Origin of the sequence: Brevundimonas sp. KM4, assembly GCF_000964075.1 — a bacterium.
GTDB classification, from domain to species: Bacteria; Pseudomonadota; Alphaproteobacteria; order Caulobacterales; family Caulobacteraceae; genus Brevundimonas; species Brevundimonas huaxiensis.
This window is the reverse complement of record NZ_JZRG01000025.1, coordinates 17,466-33,341: the sequence shown is the minus strand read 5'-3', so window position 1 is coordinate 33,341 and position 15,876 is coordinate 17,466. Positions and strand designations below refer to the sequence as shown.

Annotated in this window: 15 protein-coding genes; 5 read left to right on the top strand and 10 right to left on the bottom strand. The window is 66.6% G+C overall.

Going from position 1 to position 15,876, the window contains the following annotated elements:
• Positions 1-75: 75 nt before the first annotated feature.
• From VH88_RS13405 to VH88_RS13395, 3 genes are read left to right on the top strand one after another with little or no spacing between them, the layout of a single operon-like run.
• Positions 76-2,790, top strand: coding sequence for a ribonuclease E/G (locus VH88_RS13405; RefSeq protein WP_045811687.1), 2,715 nt, complete (start codon positions 76-78; stop codon positions 2,788-2,790).
• Positions 2,791-2,849: 59 nt separating this feature from the next.
• The gene (locus tag VH88_RS13400) at positions 2,850-4,250 is read left to right on the top strand and encodes a M48 family metalloprotease (protein ID WP_045811686.1); all 1,401 of its coding nucleotides are present in this window, start codon (positions 2,850-2,852) and stop codon (positions 4,248-4,250) included.
• A gap of 25 nt (positions 4,251-4,275) precedes the next feature.
• Positions 4,276-5,055: a thioredoxin domain-containing protein gene (locus tag VH88_RS13395; protein WP_052689612.1), complete on the top strand. Its 780-nt coding sequence runs from the start codon at positions 4,276-4,278 to the stop codon at positions 5,053-5,055.
• A gap of 19 nt (positions 5,056-5,074) precedes the next feature.
• Here the strand turns inward: VH88_RS13395 and VH88_RS13390 are convergent, their stop codons facing one another.
• Together VH88_RS13390 and VH88_RS13385 are read right to left on the bottom strand one after the other, a co-directional pair.
• A complete protein-coding gene (locus VH88_RS13390; protein ID WP_045811685.1) occupies positions 5,075-6,796 on the bottom strand; it encodes a hypothetical protein in 1,722 nt (573 codons plus the stop codon).
• Positions 6,797-6,858: 62 nt separating this feature from the next.
• A complete protein-coding gene (locus VH88_RS13385; protein ID WP_045811684.1) occupies positions 6,859-8,103 on the bottom strand; it encodes an ectonucleotide pyrophosphatase/phosphodiesterase in 1,245 nt (414 codons plus the stop codon).
• A gap of 99 nt (positions 8,104-8,202) precedes the next feature.
• Here VH88_RS13385 and VH88_RS13380 point away from each other — a divergent pair, with 99 nt between their 5' ends.
• Together VH88_RS13380 and VH88_RS13375 are read left to right on the top strand one after the other, a co-directional pair.
• The gene (locus VH88_RS13380) at positions 8,203-9,114 is read left to right on the top strand and encodes an ABC transporter ATP-binding protein (RefSeq protein ID WP_045811683.1); all 912 of its coding nucleotides are present in this window, start codon (positions 8,203-8,205) and stop codon (positions 9,112-9,114) included.
• Positions 9,104-9,961 (top strand): ABC transporter permease subunit, encoded by an 858-nt coding sequence (locus VH88_RS13375; protein ID WP_045811682.1) that lies wholly within the window; start codon positions 9,104-9,106, stop codon positions 9,959-9,961. The genes VH88_RS13380 and VH88_RS13375 overlap by 11 nt, the downstream gene beginning before the upstream one ends.
• 73 nt (positions 9,962-10,034) lie before the next feature.
• Here VH88_RS13375 and VH88_RS13370 read toward each other — a convergent pair whose 3' ends face one another.
• From VH88_RS13370 to secY, 8 genes are all read right to left on the bottom strand, one after another.
• Positions 10,035-10,493, bottom strand: coding sequence for a GNAT family N-acetyltransferase (locus VH88_RS13370; RefSeq protein WP_045811681.1), 459 nt, complete (start codon positions 10,491-10,493; stop codon positions 10,035-10,037).
• 88 nt (positions 10,494-10,581) lie between these two features.
• A complete protein-coding gene (rplQ, locus tag VH88_RS13365) occupies positions 10,582-11,001 on the bottom strand; it encodes a 50S ribosomal protein L17 (protein ID WP_017506039.1) in 420 nt (139 codons plus the stop codon).
• 104 nt (positions 11,002-11,105) lie between these two features.
• Positions 11,106-12,125, bottom strand: a complete 1,020-nt coding sequence (locus VH88_RS13360; RefSeq protein ID WP_039248576.1) for a DNA-directed RNA polymerase subunit alpha — start codon at positions 12,123-12,125, stop codon at positions 11,106-11,108.
• Between the two features lie 93 nt (positions 12,126-12,218).
• Positions 12,219-12,608 carry a 30S ribosomal protein S11 gene (gene rpsK, locus VH88_RS13355; protein ID WP_013268944.1) on the bottom strand — a complete coding sequence of 130 codons (390 nt, stop codon included), beginning with the start codon at positions 12,606-12,608 and terminating at the stop codon, positions 12,219-12,221.
• 9 nt (positions 12,609-12,617) lie between these two features.
• Entirely contained in the window at positions 12,618-12,986 is a 369-nt protein-coding gene (gene rpsM, locus VH88_RS13350; protein ID WP_026108555.1) for a 30S ribosomal protein S13, read from the bottom strand.
• Between the two features lie 138 nt (positions 12,987-13,124).
• Complete coding sequence (locus VH88_RS13345) at positions 13,125-13,856, bottom strand: energy transducer TonB (protein WP_045811680.1); 732 nt, start codon at positions 13,854-13,856, stop codon at positions 13,125-13,127.
• A 27-nt stretch (positions 13,857-13,883) separates the two neighbouring features.
• The gene (locus tag VH88_RS13340) at positions 13,884-14,444 is read right to left on the bottom strand and encodes an adenylate kinase (protein WP_045811679.1); all 561 of its coding nucleotides are present in this window, start codon (positions 14,442-14,444) and stop codon (positions 13,884-13,886) included.
• 37 nt (positions 14,445-14,481) lie between these two features.
• Positions 14,482-15,861, bottom strand: coding sequence for a preprotein translocase subunit SecY (gene secY, locus VH88_RS13335; RefSeq protein ID WP_017506043.1), 1,380 nt, complete (start codon positions 15,859-15,861; stop codon positions 14,482-14,484).
• Positions 15,862-15,876: the final 15 nt, after the last annotated feature.

Here is a 15,876-nt window from a genome sequence, read left to right as displayed (position 1 = left end):
TCATTCGGCGAGCCGCCATGACCCTGTCCGGAGATCCGGGACGGTCGGCCTGCGCGCGCCAGAGAGAGACTTTCCATGTCAAAGACAATGCTGATCGATGCGGCGCATCCCGAGGAGACCCGGGTCGCCATCGTGGACGGGCGCAAGATTGAGGAATTCGATTTCGAATCCCGTGCGAAGCGCCAGCTTCGCGGCAATATCTACCTCGCCAAGGTCACCCGCGTAGAGCCCAGCCTGCAGGCCGCCTTCATTGAATACGGCGGCAATCGTCACGGTTTCCTCGCTTTCAACGAAATCCACCCCGACTACTACCAGATCCCCGTCGCCGACCGCGAAGCCATCATGGCCGAGGCGCACGACGACGAGGACGAGGACGATCTCGACCGCGAATCCACCGGCGACGACGTCGATCCCGAATCGGCCCTGGCCGACGAAGAGCGGCTGAAGCGCCGCCTGATGCGTCGCTACAAGATCCAGGACGTGATCAAGCGCCGCCAGATCCTGCTGGTCCAGGTCGTCAAGGATGAGCGCGGCGCCAAGGGCGCGGCCCTGACCACCTGGCTGTCGCTGGCCGGCCGCTACTGCGTCTTGATGCCCAACACCGGCAAGGGCGGCGGCATTTCGCGCAAGATCACCAACACCTCGGACCGTCGTCGCCTGAAGAGCGCCGTCTCGGCCTTGGAAGTGCCCAAGGGCATGGGCCTGATCATCCGCACGGCGGGCGCCAAGCGCACCAAGGCCGAGATCAAGCGCGATTATCAATATCTGCTGCGTCTTTGGGAGACGATCCGCGAGACCACCCTCGCCTCTCACGCCCCCTCGGTGATCTACGAGGAAGAGAACCTGGTCCGCCGCGCCGTGCGCGACATGTTCGACAAGGACTTCGACGGCATCCAGGTCGAGGGCGTCGAGGGCTTCAAGGAAGCGCGCGACTTCATGCGCGTGCTGATGCCGGCCCAGGCCAAGAAGGTTCACCTGTATCGCGGTTCGCGTCCTCTGTTCGCGGCCAATGGCATCGAGGAGCTGCTGACGCAGATCCACCAACCGGTCGTGCCGCTGAAGTCCGGCGGCTATCTGGTCATCAACCAGACCGAGGCCCTGGTGGCCATCGACGTCAACTCGGGCCGCGCCACCAAAGAACGCAACGTCGAACAGACAGCGTTCAAGACCAATATGGAAGCGGCCGAGGAAGCCGCCCGCCAGCTGCGCCTGCGCGACCTCGCCGGCCTCGTCGTCATCGACTTCATCGACATGGATGAGGGCAAGAACAACCGCGCCGTCGAGCGCGTGCTGAAGGAGGCTCTGTCCTCCGACCGCGCCCGCATCCAGATGGGCCGCATCTCGCCCTTCGGCCTGATGGAGATCAGCCGTCAGCGTCGCCGCCTGGGCGTGATCGAGGGCGCGACCGAAGCCTGCCCGCATTGCCAGGGCACGGGCCGCATCCGCTCTGCCGAATCCGCCGCCCTGATGACCCTGCGCGCGGTCGACATCGAGGCCGGCAAGAACGGCGCAGGCGTCGTGGTGCTGAAGGTCTGCACCGCCGTCGGCCTGTATATCCTGAACCACAAGCGCGCCTATCTGCAGTCGCTCCTGGAACGTCGCGGCCTCAACGTTATCGTCCAGATCGACGACAGCCTGGGCCAGGGCGAGCACACTATCGAGCGCACCGAGACCAACGAGGACTTCGTCGCGCCCGAGATCGAGATGCCCAACCTCGACGACGACTTCGACGCCTCGCTGTACGAAGACGAGGATGAGGACGACGACGAGGAGATCATCGCCGACGACGATGACGACACGGTCGAATCCCTGGATCGCGAAGACAGCGACGACGACGAACCGCGCGAACGCTCAGAGCGTCATGACGGTGGTCGCGATCGGGGTCGTGGGCGCAACCGTCGCCGTCGCGGCGGTCGTCGCGACGAGGAAACCTCCGACGTCGAGGCCGTCGATACGGTCAGCGCCGACGACGCCTCGGACGATGAGGAAGACGAAAACGGCCGCCGCCGTCGCCGTGGCCGCCGTGGCGGTCGCCGCGTCCGCGAGGATGGCGAGCGCGACGTCTACACCTGGGTTCGCGGCCGCACGCCGTCGCTGGACGACCCCTATGTCTGGTTCGACCCGCTAAACCCCGGCCGCTCGGAAGGTCGCCCGGAACGCGGCGAGCGCCATGAGCGGTCTGAACGCCCCGCCTTCGCTCAGTCCGAGGGCGAAGGCCTGGATGCCGTCGCCCATAGCGGCGCCGGCGAAGGCTCTGGCGAGGAAGGCGGGCGTTCGCGCCGTCGCCGTCGTCGCGGTCGCGGCCGTGGCGAAGGTTCCGTCAGCCATGAGATCAAGGTCGAGAACCGCGCCACCAACGAAGGCATGCCGCCTGACGGGTCGCCCGAGACGCCGATGGCCGTCATGGTCGAGCCGACCGAGGCCGTCGAAACCGCCGCCCCGGCCATCGCGCCTGAGCCTCAGCGTCGTCGCGTGCGCCGCAAGTCGGCCAGCGCCAATGTCGAGATCGCGACCGAACCGCATCCCGACACCGCCATCGAGTCGAACGAAGCTACGGTCCAAGGCGCGGCGGTGGAGCTGGACGTGACCCCGCACGAGGCGCTGGCCGCCGAACCGGCCGAAGTCGCCCCGGTCGCCGCGCCGACGGCGGTTCCGGTGACCGAGGCCGTCTTGGCCGAGCCCTTCGTCGCCCCCACGCCGGAGATCGACGTTCAGGCCATCATCGCCGAAGACCCGAACCAGATCGTCGCACCGCCCGAAAAGCCCAAGCGCGGGTGGTGGCGCCGCTGATCGGTCACGATTAGACTGTCTGGATACAGGCGGGGGCCGGTCGTTGTTGGAGTAGAGCCATGAGGTGGCTTCCCCGATCTGCATCCCGCGTTCTGGCGGCGGCGGCGACGGCCTTGATGGCTGTTTCCGTCGCCGGCCAGGCCTCCGCGCAAAGCCTGATCCGCGACACCGAGGTCGAGGGCATCGTGCGCGAATGGGCCGACCCGGTCTTCGTGGCCATGGGGCTGAACCCGAACGATATCGAAGTCCTGCTGGTCAACGACAACGACCTGAACGCCTTTGCGACACGCGGGCGGATCATGGGCGTCAACACCGGCCTGATCCTGCGCACCAAGACGCCCGGCGAATTGCTGGGCGTGATGGCGCACGAAGCGGGCCACATCAAAAACCGCCACACTCTGCGAGACGGGGCCGAGAACGCCGGCAAACAGCCGATGTTCATGACCATGGCGCTCGGCGCCCTGGCCATCGCCGCCGGCGCGCCGGACGCAGGCGTCGCCCTGCTCGGCTCCAGCCAGTATTTCGGCGCTCTGGGCGCGCTGCATTACATGCAAAGCCAGGAAGGCGAGGCCGACATCTCGGGCGCTCGGGCGCTGGAGGCGGCCGGCGAATCCGGCGCCGGGCTGGTGTCCTTCTTCGAGAACTTCCGCTCGCAGGAGGTCTTCTCCGACGCCCGCCGCTATCCCTATTTCCGCAGCCACCCCCTGTCGTCGAACCGGATCGAGAGCCTGCGCCGTTATGTGCAGGAACAGCCGCACTACGACCATCGCGACAGCCCCGAACGTATGGCGCAGCACGCGCTGATCCTGGCCAAGATCCATGCCTTCATGGATGCGCCGAACGCCACCCTGCGCGACTATCCGTCGACCGACACCTCCCTGCCCGGCCGCTATGCGCGGGCCATCGCCTGGTATCGCGACGGCCAGACGGAAAAGGCGCTGACGGCGGTGGACGAACTGATCGCCGGGGACGTGAACAACCCCTATTTCCAGGAACTCAAAGGCCAGATCCTGTTTGAGGAAGGCCGTGCGGCCGAGGCCGTCGCCGCCCACCGCGAGGCGGTCCGCCTGAAGCCCGACGCCCCCCTGCTGCGCGTCAACCTGGCCCACGCCCTGATAGAGACCAACGACAAGGCCAATCTGGACGAGGCCATCGACCAGTTGAAACACGCCGTCGTCGCCGAGAAGGACAACACCATGGCCTGGCGCCTGCTGGCCCAGGCCTATGCCTCGCAGGGCAAGGAGGGAGAGGCGCGACTGGCCTCGGCCGAATACTATTTCGCCGGCGGGGACGAGAAACAGGCGACCCAATTCGCCCTGCGCGCCCGCTCCATGCTGGATCCCGGCTCGATCGAGTGGCGCCGCGCCGTCGATATCGTCCTGGCCTCGGGCGCCACGCCCGACGATCTCAACGACCTGGACCGCCGCGACGCCGCGCGCCGGCCCGCCACCCTCAACTGATCCTTACCGCCGACTGCGAGCCTGAATGACCGACGACGCCCCCACGCCTGCGCCCGAACCCAAGACCGCCAAGCCGGGATGGCTCAGCGGCGGCCGCGCCGGCTATCTGGCGCTGGGCCTGTCGGTCATCGCGCTGGGCTTTTCAGCGGCGCCCTATCTGACCGGCGGATCGAACGTGCGTGCGTATCTGCTGGAGCATCCCGAGGTCTTGCAGGAGGCGCAGATGGCGCTTCAGACCAAGGACGCCGAGGCCGCCGTCGAGGAGACGAACCAGGCCGCCGCCGCCAACGCCGGCCTCCTGGCGCCCGACGCCCGCGATCCGGCCTTCGGTCCGGCGAACGCCAAGGTCACGGTGATCGAATTCTTCGACTTCCGCTGCCCCGGCTGCAAGGCCGTGGCCCACGACTATCGCGCCCTGATGGCCGCCCATCCGGAGGTCCGCTTCGTCTTCAAGGACTGGCCCATCCTGGACCGCGGCGACGACATCACCTCGCAATACGCCGCCCGCGCCGCCTTGGCCGCGCACCAGCAGGGCAAGTATCTGGAGGTCTATGACGCCCTGATGACCGAGCGGGCGCTGTCGATCGAGGCGATCGACGCCATTCTGGCCGCGCATGGCGTGGACATGGCCCGCGCCAAGGCCGCGATCGCCGCGCCCGACACCACCCGCCACATCGCCGACATCCACACAACGGCTGCCGCCCTGCGTCTGCGCGGCACGCCGACCTTCTTTGTCAACGGCAAGGCCAGCCCCGGCATCGACCCGGCTGAGATCGGCAAACTGATCGAAGCGGCCAAGCGCTGATCAACCCGCGGCCGAGGCGTCAGGCCTCGGCCAAACTCATCTGACCGCCGATCCATTCGACGCCGGCATGGCGCAGGGCGTCATTGGCCGCCGTCTCGTCGCCCAGCGCCTGTTCGGCGCGGTAGAGGACGTAGTAGCTGTAGGGATCGTTCGGCCAGTCCTTCAGCAGTTCGCCGATCTTGGCCTTGGCCCCCGCCGCATCGCCGGACGCCAACATGGCGGCGGCCAGGCTTCGACGCGTCGGATACCAGATAATGGGCGGATCGCCGCCCTCTGGCGCCATGGCCTGGATCGCCGCCGCCCGCCCATAGGCGGCGATGGCGGCGGAATAGTCCCGATCGATCATGGCCGCACGGCCTTCCAGCACCTTCTGGAACAGTTCGGCGAAACCGGTCTGCCGATCCGCCATCGGGCCCTTGAACGCCTTGTCCGCCAGCAGGGCGGCGATGGCCTGGGCCTCGACCCGAACCGCAGCCGCATCGCCGCGCCGCGCCGCCGCCTCACCCCGCGCATAGCGCCAGCCGACCCGCATCAGCGGACGGCCCACGTCTGGTTCGGCCAGCGCCGCGACCTGGGCACCCGATCCGAACCGGCCGTAAAGCGCATAGGCGTTCGCCGCCATCATCTGACGATAGACGACATAGCCGTCCTCGCCCGCCTCGGGCGGTCCCGCCAGCTGCGGATAGGTCGCCATATACCAGTCGGCCAGCTCCAGCCCCCGCTCGGCCCCGCCCGCCATCAGGGCGCCGCCCATGCCGAAATGAATGTTGTGGGCATGCAGCCGCATGCCGCGAATGCCGCCCGGGGGTGCGACCAGCCGATCGTAATTCTTGTCCAGCGCCACGGCGTTGACGTTGGACATCATCGCGTCCTTGTAGCGCCCGACCCGATAGAAGGTGTGCGACGGCATATGCACCAGATGGCTGGCGCCCGGCGCTAGCAGGGCTAGCCGCTCGCCATAGGCCAGCGCCCTGTGCGGATCGTCCGACCATTCGGTCAGGTGGATGTACAGGTGAATGGCGCCCGGATCGTTCGGCTTGACCGTCAGGGCGTGCTCCAGGATCGCCATGGCGCGAGTGACGGCCGGATCGGTCGCCTTGCCGTCCTTGTCCCACCATTCGCCCTCGGGCTGGAGCATCCAGGCGTCGGCGGTGATCGAGGCGACCGATACGTCGTCGGCGTGACGCTTTGCGATCCGGTCCATGGCGCGGGCGTAACGCAGGGCGCGGGTCTTCTCCTTGCCGGAATAGCGCTGGATCAGGGCGTCGATCATCTGGCGCTGCATCGGCGTAGCGTCTCGGGCCAGACGCCGCGCGTCACGGGCGACGCGCAGGCCTGTGGCGATCGATTCGGGATCGCCGCCGCCGCCGTTCAGGTTCGGCCCGATCGCCCAGGCCTCGCCCCAGGCGCACATGCCGCACGACGGGTCCAACTGCCTCGCCTTTCGGAACGCCCGCACCGATTCCGAATGCTCGAACGCCCAGCGAAGTCGCACGCCGTGGTCAAACCAGGCCTGGGCCTCGGGGTTCTTCGTATCGACCGCGAAACCCTCGTCGCCGAAGCCTGGGGCCATGACCATGTCGCGTGTCGGCTGGACATCGCCGACGGCGCCGACCCGGCCGCAGACCTGCGGATTGGTGATCAGGGCCAGGGTCGCCGCCGTCGCCGTGGCGTCGGCGACCGCCACGGGCGCAATTAGACAGGCGACCGAAACCGTCGCGACCCAAAGACCTTTGCGCATCTTCGCCCCTCTTCCTCTGGCGACCAGTGTGCGCTCAAATCGTCGGCTCGCCAATCACCCCATCAGGGCATGGTGACGGGCAAGGTGTCTTGCGCCCGCCCGTCGCCGGCCGGCGCCGCAATCCCGAGCATCCGCGCCAGGAAGGGCTGCACATCGACACTGTCCAGATCGGTCAGCCGACGCCCGGCGACCACGCCCGGCCCATGGGCGATGAAGATCGCCGCCATCTCCGGCGCCTGATTGTCATAACCGTGGGCGCCCCCCGCCCGCGTCACCGGCCGATCCCGCGTCGCCGTCAGCCAGCCGGTTTCGACCAGACAGACGATCTGCGCCACGCGCGGGTTGGAGCCATAGACCAGCCGCGCCGGCACATCGGCCTTATTCCAGCATTCCATATGGGGATGGCGCCCGACCAGCTTCTGCTGCACCTCTGCCTCGCGACCCGGCGCCGGATCGGCGGTCAGGACCGCCCCGCCATAGCCGATCTTCAGCGCCGCCGGATCGATGATGTCGTCGATCCACACGACCCGCTCCGGCGAGGTCGCGGCCATGCCGTGATCCGACACCACGACCAGCATCGTGCGATCATAAAGCCCTCTCGCCTTCAGCCCCTCGATCAACCGTCCCATCGAGGCGTCGACCGATGAGGCGGCGGCGCGCGTCTCGGCCGCATCGGGGCCGTTGCGATGACCGGCGGTGTCGACGATGTCGAAATACAGCGTCTCCAGCTTCGGTCGCTGAGCCACCGGCAGGTCCAGCCACGACAGCAGACGATCCACGCGCGCATCGCCCGGCATTCCCTGGTCGAACGGCGCCCACTGGCTGGGCCGCACGCCTTGGATCTCGACCTCCGATCCCGGCCAGAACATGGTGCCGGTACGCAAGCCCGCCTTTTCGGCCGTGACCCAGATCGGCTCGCCCTGATCCCAGAAGCCGCTTTCCTTGCTGGCCATGGTGAAGGCGCCCAGTTGCGCGTCGGTGAACCGGTTGCCGACCACCCCGTGATGGTCCGGGTGCAGGCCCGTCACCAGCGTATAGTGGTTGGGGAAGGTCACGCTGGGGAACGACGGCCGCATCGGTCCGAACGCGCCGCCGGCGACCAAGCCATCCAGCACAGGCGTCTGCCCCTTGCCCAGATAATCCGGCGAGAAGCCGTCGATCGACACCAGGATGACCAGATCGGGACGGATCGTCTGCGCGGCCTGCTCGACAACCGGCGATGTGCGGGCGGATTGCGGGGCCCCGGCGCAGGACGCGACGGCGAAGGCGGCGGCCACGGCCAGGCTGGCGGCGACGAAACGAGACATGAGCTTACTCCAAGGGGACACTGGACCATTGCCTAAACTTAATGGACGACAGCCACGCGACGGCTTGTGCGACCGGCGTTCACTCGCCAAGCTTGGCGTATGGAAACCGTCATCGACATTCGCGGCCTGACCAAGACCTACGGGACGGTAAAGGCCTTGGACGGCCTGACCTTGTCGATCCCGCGCGGCGGGGTCTACGGCATTCTGGGTCCCAATGGGGCGGGCAAATCGACGCTGTTTCGCACCCTGCTGGGTCTGATTCGGCCGACCGAGGGCGACGCTGTGGTGATGGGCGGTCGGATCGGCGATCCGGCCTCGATGCGGCGCATGGGGTCGATGATCGAGACGCCGCGCTTTCCGCCCTTTATGACCGCCCGCCAGGTGCTGGAATGGCTGGCCCGCGCCCACGGCGGCGTGTCCTCGGCCGAGATCGCTGACTGGCTGCAACGCGTCGGCCTGACCGAGGCCGCCAATCGCCGCGTGAAGGGCTTTTCGGTCGGCATGCTGCAACGTCTGGGCGTCGCCGCCGCCCTGATGACCAAGCCGGACCTCGTCATTCTGGATGAACCGACCAGCGGCATGGATCCGCCCGGCATCCAGGAGATGCGCGCCCTGATCCGCAGCCTGGCCGACCACGACGGCGTGACCGTCATCCTGGCCAGCCACCAGCTTCAGGAGGTCCAGCGCGTCTGCGACCGCGTCGCCATCTTCAACAAGGGCAAGGTGATCACCGAAGGCCGCGTCTCCGACCTGACCGCCTCGGGCGAGCGGCTGCGCCTGTCGGTCACGCCTCTGGCCAAGGCCATGTCCGTGCTGGGCGACCGTGCGACGCTTGAGGGCGACGCGATCGTGGCCGCCGTGCCTCGCGCCGAGGCCGCCGCCGCCATTAAGGCTCTGGTCGATGGCGGCGTCGATATCGAAGAGGCCCGCTGGATCGGCGCGGACCTGGAAGACGTCTTCATGAGCGAAACCGGCTGGACCGGCGTGCAGGAGCAAAACCGTGCTGGCTGACGCGATCCGTTCCGAAACCTACCGCCTGTCCAAGAACCGCACCGCCCTGTTCTGGAGCGTGCTGTTCATCCCGATCATGGGCATAATCCTCGCCACCCTGGGCTTCGTGGTCGCCAAGGCCAATGAGGCGAAACTGGCGGGCAAGCTGCCGCCGGACATGATGAAGGGCGGCCCGCTCGATCTGGGTATGACCTTGGTCAAGAGCGCGGGCGACTTCGCCAATCCGGCCATCCTGATGTTCGTCCTGATCGGCGCGGCGACCATCTACGCCGGCGACTATCGCTGGGAGACTTGGCGGCTGATCAGCGCGCGCAACACTCGGCCGAACCTGCTGACCGGCAAGGTCGCGGTCGTGGGTCTGGTGATCGTGCTGGCGACCTTCGCCGCCCTGATCTCCGACGTGATCGCCAGCGTGATCCAGGCGGCGGTGTTCGGCCGCCCGCTCACCTTCTCGATGACCGGCGCAACGGCGGCGGACTTCGGCCTTCTGACCCTGACCTGCTGGGCGCGCATCCTGCAGTTCACCATGCTCGGCCTCCTGGCGGCCGTGGTGACGCGCTCGTTGCTGGCGGCCCTGTTCGCGCCGCTGGTGATCGGCGTGGCCCAGTTCTTCCTGCCCCAACTGCTGCTGCCGATGGGCGTGACGCCGGACGGCTGGCTTTTGCCTCTGCTGTCACCCGGCGTGGCCACCGACCTGCTGAAGGCCGCCATCGCGGGCGGCATGGCGGCGACCGAACTGCCGGATCACGCCGTACTCAAGGGCATCCTCAGCCTGGCCCTCTGGATCGGCATCCCCTTCGCCGCCGCCGTCGCCTGGTTCAACCGCCAGGACCTGTCGAAGGAATAGGCGGCAATGGACTTTGCGCGCCTTCCGCGACCAGCCAGTCGCGGAAGGCGTCCACCGCCGCATCCTGGGGCGGTTAAAGCCGTTTCTCCATGAAGACGTCGGCGCGCGCATAGGGCGTGGGCTGTGGCGGCAGGTGAACGAAGCCGGCGCTTTCATACAAGGCGATCGCGGGCTTCAGGGCGCTGTTGGTTTCCAGATAGAGGCGTACAGCGCCCGTTTCTCGCGCCACGGCTTCGCAGGCGTCCAGCAGGCGTCGCGCCAGACCCAGGCCGCGCGCGGCGGGCGTGACGGTCATCTTGCAGACCTCCACGCCGTCATCGGTCGAGACCATGGCGCAGCAGCCCACGGGCTCCCTATCCTTCTCCGCGATAAAGATGCGCCCGCCCTTGTTTAGGAACACGCCCTGCGGATCACTGATCGCCAGCCGATCCTTGGCCTCGATCGCGAAGCCGCCCTCGACCAGCCAGGCGGTGTTCAACCGCGCCCAGGCGGCGGCGTGATCGGGACGGAAATCGACGATGGCGACGGTCATTCACCCCTCATGTCCGGTTACACGCAAAGCAAAAGGGCGGTCGGATCGCTCCGACCGCCCTTCCGGCGTTTGGTCACACGACCAAATCTTAGTCTTCGTCGTTGCCTTCGAAGGCCAAGACCGGACCGGAGTCCTTGCCCTTGGCTTCGACGTCGCGGTCGACGAACTCGATGACGGCCATCGGGGCGTTGTCGCCGTGGCGGAAGCCGGCCTTCATGATGCGGATATAGCCGCCGTTACGCTCGCTGTAGCGCGGGCCCAGCGTTTCGAACAGCTTGCCGACTTGCGGCACGTCGCGAACCTGGCTGATGGCCTGACGACGCGCGTGCAGGTCGCCCTTCTTGGCGAGGGTGACCAGCTTCTCGACGAAGGGACGCAGTTCCTTCGCCTTGGGCAGGGTCGTGGTGATCTGCTCGTGCTTGATCAGCGAGGCGGCCATGTTGGCGAACATGGCGGTGCGGTGGCTGGTCGTGCGACCGAGTTTACGATGGGCGGCGCCGTGGCGCATCTGGGTCTCTCCTACTCCGGAACCGGTATCCCGACAGGGACCTGGAACCGTAATCTTCTAACCGCCCCGACATTCTCCCGAAGGAGACGGGCGGAGGGTTGAACTTAGATCTGGTCGTCGAACTTCTTGGCCAGATCTTCGATGTTTTCGGGCGGCCAATTCGGCACGTCCATGCCGAGGCTGAGGCCCATCGTCGTGAGAACTTCCTTGATCTCGTTCAACGACTTGCGGCCGAAGTTCGGGGTGCGAAGCATTTCGCCCTCGGTCTTCTGGATCAGGTCGCCGATGTAGACGATGTTGTCGTTCTTCAGGCAGTTGGCCGAACGAACCGACAGTTCCAGCTCGTCTACCTTCTTCAGCAGCGCCGGGTTGAAGGGCAGGTCGGGCTTGCCGTCCGACTGCTCGACAGCCTTTTTGGGCTCTTCGAAGGTGATGAAGATCTGGAGCTGGTCCTGCAGGATGCGCGCGGCGTAGGCCACGGCGTCAACCGGCGTGACCGCACCGTTGGTTTCGACTTCCAGCAGCAGCTTGTCGTAGTCCAGCGACTGGCCCTGACGGGTCGGCTCGACGCGGTAAGCCACCTTCTTGACCGGCGAATACAGGGCGTCGACGGCGATCAGGCCGATCGGCGCATCTTCCGGACGGTTCAGCTCGGCGGCGACATAGCCCTTGCCGTTCTGGACGGTCAGTTCCATGCGCACCGATGCGCCGTCGTCCAGCGTGCAGATGACGTGATCGGGGTTCAGAACCTCGATGTCCGCTGGCACGTCGATCTGACCGGCCGTCACCGGACCGGGGCCCGTGGCGCGCAGCGTCATGCGCTTGGGGCCTTCGGCGTGCATGCGCAGCGCCAGTTGCTTGATGTTCAGGACGATGTCGACCACGTCTTCGCGCACGCCTTCCAGCGACGAGAACTCATGGACCACGCCGTCGATCTGGATGGCCGTGACGGCCGCGCCTTGCAGCGAGGACAGCAGAACGCGACGAAGCGCGTTGCCGAGCGTCACGCCGAAGCCACGCTCGAGGGGTTCGGCGACCAGGCGCGCCTTGCGCTGGGCATCGGAACCGGTCTCGATCTGCGGCTTCTCGGGACGGATCAGCTCTTGCCAGTTTCTTTCGATCATTTTGTCCCTCGAACGGGTTTCGCCTGCTCCGGCCTTGTCGACGAGGCCATGATGGAGCGGACGGAGATTGGGGGTGCCTTAAAACGCTATCGCTTAGACGCGACGACGCTTGGGCGGACGGCAACCATTGTGCGGCATCGGGGTGACGTCGCGGATCGTCGTGATCGTCAGACCGACCGACTGCAGCGCGCGCAGGGCCGATTCACGGCCGGAGCCCGGACCCGAAACGTTCACTTCCAGCGTCTTCACGCCGTGTTCCTGGGCCTTCTTGCCAGCGTCTTCCGCAGCCATCTGAGCGGCGTAAGGAGTCGACTTACGCGAACCCTTGAAGCCCATGTGACCCGCCGAAGACCACGAGATCGCGTTGCCCTGGGCATCGGTGATCGTGATCATGGTGTTGTTGAACGAAGCATTCACGTGGGCGACGCCCGAGGTGATGTTCTTGCGCTCGCGCTTCTTTACGCGACCCGGTTCCTTGGCCATGTGTCTGTCTTACTTCTTCTTGCCGGCGATCGGCTTGGCGGGACCCTTGCGGGTGCGGGCGTTCGTGTGGGTGCGCTGACCGCGGACCGGCAAGCCCTTGCGGTGACGCAGGCCGCGATAGCAGGCCAGATCCATCAGACGCTTGATGTTCATCGACGTCTCGCGGCGCAGGTCGCCCTCGACGGTGTGATCCTTGTCGATCGTTTCGCGGATCGACAGGACTTCGGCGTCCGTCAGCTGGTTCACCCGGCGGGCGGGCTCGATGCCCACCTTTTCGGTGATGTCCTTGGCGGCGGCCGGGCCGATGCCATGGATATACTGAAGCGCGATCTCTACGCGCTTGTTGGTCGGGATGTTGACGCCAGCAATACGGGCCACGAAATTCTCCAGATACGCGTTATTCAGACGCAACAAACGCTCCGGTTAACAAACCAGGAGCGTGGCGCCCTTCGCGGGAAGGCGCCCTTATACAGATGATTCACCGGGCGTCAACATCCGCTCCCGCACGGCGCCGCTTCAGCGTGGCGGGCGGCCGAAATCGACGCCGACGGTGACCCGTTGGCCCTCGACCGGTCGACCGTCTTCGGTCGGCGGCTGGAAGCGGAAATAGCCGGACACCTGCAAGCCGGCCGCGCCGAAGCCCAGGCCGGGGGGTGTCTCTTGAACGACGCGGCAACCGTCCAGCCTACTGTCCTGGCGAATGACGCAGGACAGTTCGACCCGGCCGTAACGGCTGCGGGCGCCCGGCGGGTGATTGGCGCGAATCTGGCCGATGGTGGGACCGGTGACCAGACGCGGTCCGGTCGAGCCGCTGCCGGGGCCGGATCCAGAGCCGACGCCGGATCCGCTGCCTGTCCCCTGCCCGCCCTGGCCGAAGCCGGGTTGCGGCGACGGCGCCGGCGCGACCCCGACGACGGGCGCGGGTTCCGGCGCCTTGACAGGCGGTGCGGGAACTTCGCGCGGGCGTTCCTTGGGCGGAGGCGGCGGCGTGTGAATGACGGATGGCGCAGCGGGTGCGCCGCCGCCGGTCTTGGGCGCCGGGGGTTCGTTGGAAATGGGCGGCGGCGGATCGTAGAGCACGACCTCGAACGGCGGCGGCTCAACCACAGGCGTCTGCGTCGGCCCCCTCACCTGCCCCAGCAACAGAAACAAGCCGATTTCGGCGACCGCAACGGCGACGAATATGCCCGCCATGCGCCATCGACGCAGACGGGTCTTCTCAGGTTTGGGGTCGTCTAATTCAGTCATCAGGCGATCAACGCCCGAAAACGCAAATCAGGCCAAGGCCTCGTCGATCGCCTTGGCAACGGACTCGATCGAGCCCATGCCGTCGGCTTCGGTCAGCTTGCCCTGGGCTTCGTAGTAGGGAAGCAGCGGCGCGGTGTTGCGGTTGTAGGCCTCGAGCCGGACCTTGAAGGACTCCGGATTGTCGTCCGGACGGCCCTGTTCGGCGAAGCGCTTGGCGATCCGTTCGGTCAGGGCGGTGTCGTCCACCTTCAGGCGGACGACGGCGTCGATCTGAACACCACGCTTGGCCAGCATCTCGTCCAGCGCCTCGGCCTGGGCCACGGTGCGGGGGAAGCCGTCGAAGATGGCGCCGCCGGCGGCCTCGGCCTCCGTCAGGCGATCCTCGATCAGGGCGATGACGATCTCGTCGGTGACCAGATCGCCGCGCGCCAGCACGTCCTTGACCTTGAGCCCCAGCTCCGAGCCCGAGGCGATCGCCGCGCGCAGCATGTCGCCGGTGGAAAGCTGGACCATGCCCTTCTCTTCCACCAGCCGCTTGGCCTGGGTGCCCTTGCCCGCCGCCGGCGGTCCGAACAGGATCAAGTTCATGCTTCAGCCCTCCCCTGGGCGTCTGACAACCTAAGACTTAGCGGCGGACGGGCGTGGGAGCGCCGCGACCGCCACGACCACGCAGCTTGGCCTTCTTGATCAGGCCTTCGTACTGGTGCGCCAGCAGTTGGGACTGGATCTGGGCCACAGTGTCCATGGTGACCGAGACGACGATCAAGATAGACGTTCCGCCAAAATACAGGCTGTTGCCGAACTGGCTGACGATGAACTCGGGCAGCAGGCAGACTGCGGTGATGTAGGCGGCGCCGATCACGGTCAGGCGGGTCAGGACATAGTCCAGATATTCCGCCGTGCGCTTGCCCGGACGGATCCCCGGCAGGAAGCCGCCGTATTTGCGCAGGTTCTCGGCCGTGTCTTCGGGATTGAAGGTGATCGAGGTGTAGAAGAAGCAGAAGAAGACGATCAGGGCGGCATACAGCGCCATGAACAGCGGCTGGCCGTGCGTCAGCTGCGCCGTCACCAGCGGCAGCCAGCTCATCCAGCTGGGCAGGTCGGCGTTGGCCGTCATGGTCGCAACCGTCGTCGGCAGCATCAGCAGCGACGAGGCGAAGATCGGCGGGATCACGCCGGCGGTGTTGACCTTCAGCGGCAGGAACGAACGCTCGCCGCCCGCCATGCGGTTGCCTTCCTGGCGCTTCGGATACTGGATCAGAAGACGGCGCTGGGCGCGTTCCATGAAGACGATGAAGACCACGGTGGCCACGGCCAGGATGGCGATGAACAGCAGGGCGAAGGCCGACATCTGGCCCTGCTGGGCCAGGCCCAGCAGGCGGGCGATGGTGGACGGCAGAACGGCCACGATACCGGCGAAGATGATCAGCGAGATGCCGTTGCCGACGCCGCGCGCCGTCACCTGCTCTCCCAGCCACATCAGGAACATGGTGCCGCCGGTCAGGGTCACGACCGTCGAGATGATGAAGAAGATGCCGGGGTTGTCGACCAGACCGGCCGTGCTGTTCAGACCCGCCGCGATGCCGAAGGACTGGGCCAGCGCCAGGAACACCGTCAGATAACGGGTGTACTGGTTCAGCTGCTTGCGGCCGCTTTCGCCGCCTTCCTTCTTCAGCTTCTCCCAGGGCGGATACACCGTGCCCATCAGCTGCACGATGATCGAGGCCGAGATGTAGGGCATCACGTTCAGGGCGAAGATGGCCATACGCTCGACCGCGCCGCCCGAGAACATGTTGAACATGTCCAGGATGCCGCGCTGACCGTCCGGGTTTTGGAAGAACTGCAGGAAGGCCTGCGAGTTGATGCCCGGGATCGGCACATAGGTGCCGATGCGATAGACCAGAAGCGCGCCCAGCGTGAACAGCAGGCGTTTATGCAGCTCGGTCGCTTTCGCGAACGAGCCCATGTTCATATTGGCGGCGAGTTGTTCTGCGGCCGAAGCCATTATGCGTCCCCACGA

What these genes read in the sequence shown, in the direction of transcription:
- secY (WP_017506043.1), bottom strand. Translation starts at nt 15,861, where the DNA reads ATGGCTTCGGCCGCAGAACAACTCGCCGCCAATATGAACATGGGCTCG.
- VH88_RS13340 (WP_045811679.1), bottom strand. Translation starts at nt 14,444, where the DNA reads ATGAACTTGATCCTGTTCGGACCGCCGGCGGCGGGCAAGGGCACCCAG.
- VH88_RS13380 (WP_045811683.1), top strand. Translation starts at nt 8,203, where the DNA reads ATGGAAACCGTCATCGACATTCGCGGCCTGACCAAGACCTACGGGACG.
- VH88_RS13360 (WP_039248576.1), bottom strand. Translation starts at nt 12,125, where the DNA reads ATGATCGAAAGAAACTGGCAAGAGCTGATCCGTCCCGAGAAGCCGCAG.
- rpsK (WP_013268944.1), bottom strand. Translation starts at nt 12,608, where the DNA reads ATGGCCAAGGAACCGGGTCGCGTAAAGAAGCGCGAGCGCAAGAACATC.
- VH88_RS13390 (WP_045811685.1), bottom strand. Translation starts at nt 6,796, where the DNA reads ATGCGCAAAGGTCTTTGGGTCGCGACGGTTTCGGTCGCCTGTCTAATT.
- VH88_RS13395 (WP_052689612.1), top strand. Translation starts at nt 4,276, where the DNA reads ATGACCGACGACGCCCCCACGCCTGCGCCCGAACCCAAGACCGCCAAG.
- VH88_RS13400 (WP_045811686.1), top strand. Translation starts at nt 2,850, where the DNA reads ATGAGGTGGCTTCCCCGATCTGCATCCCGCGTTCTGGCGGCGGCGGCG.
- rplQ (WP_017506039.1), bottom strand. Translation starts at nt 11,001, where the DNA reads ATGCGCCACGGCGCCGCCCATCGTAAACTCGGTCGCACGACCAGCCAC.
- VH88_RS13385 (WP_045811684.1), bottom strand. Translation starts at nt 8,103, where the DNA reads ATGTCTCGTTTCGTCGCCGCCAGCCTGGCCGTGGCCGCCGCCTTCGCC.
- VH88_RS13345 (WP_045811680.1), bottom strand. Translation starts at nt 13,856, where the DNA reads ATGACTGAATTAGACGACCCCAAACCTGAGAAGACCCGTCTGCGTCGA.
- VH88_RS13405 (WP_045811687.1), top strand. Translation starts at nt 76, where the DNA reads ATGTCAAAGACAATGCTGATCGATGCGGCGCATCCCGAGGAGACCCGG.
- VH88_RS13370 (WP_045811681.1), bottom strand. Translation starts at nt 10,493, where the DNA reads ATGACCGTCGCCATCGTCGATTTCCGTCCCGATCACGCCGCCGCCTGG.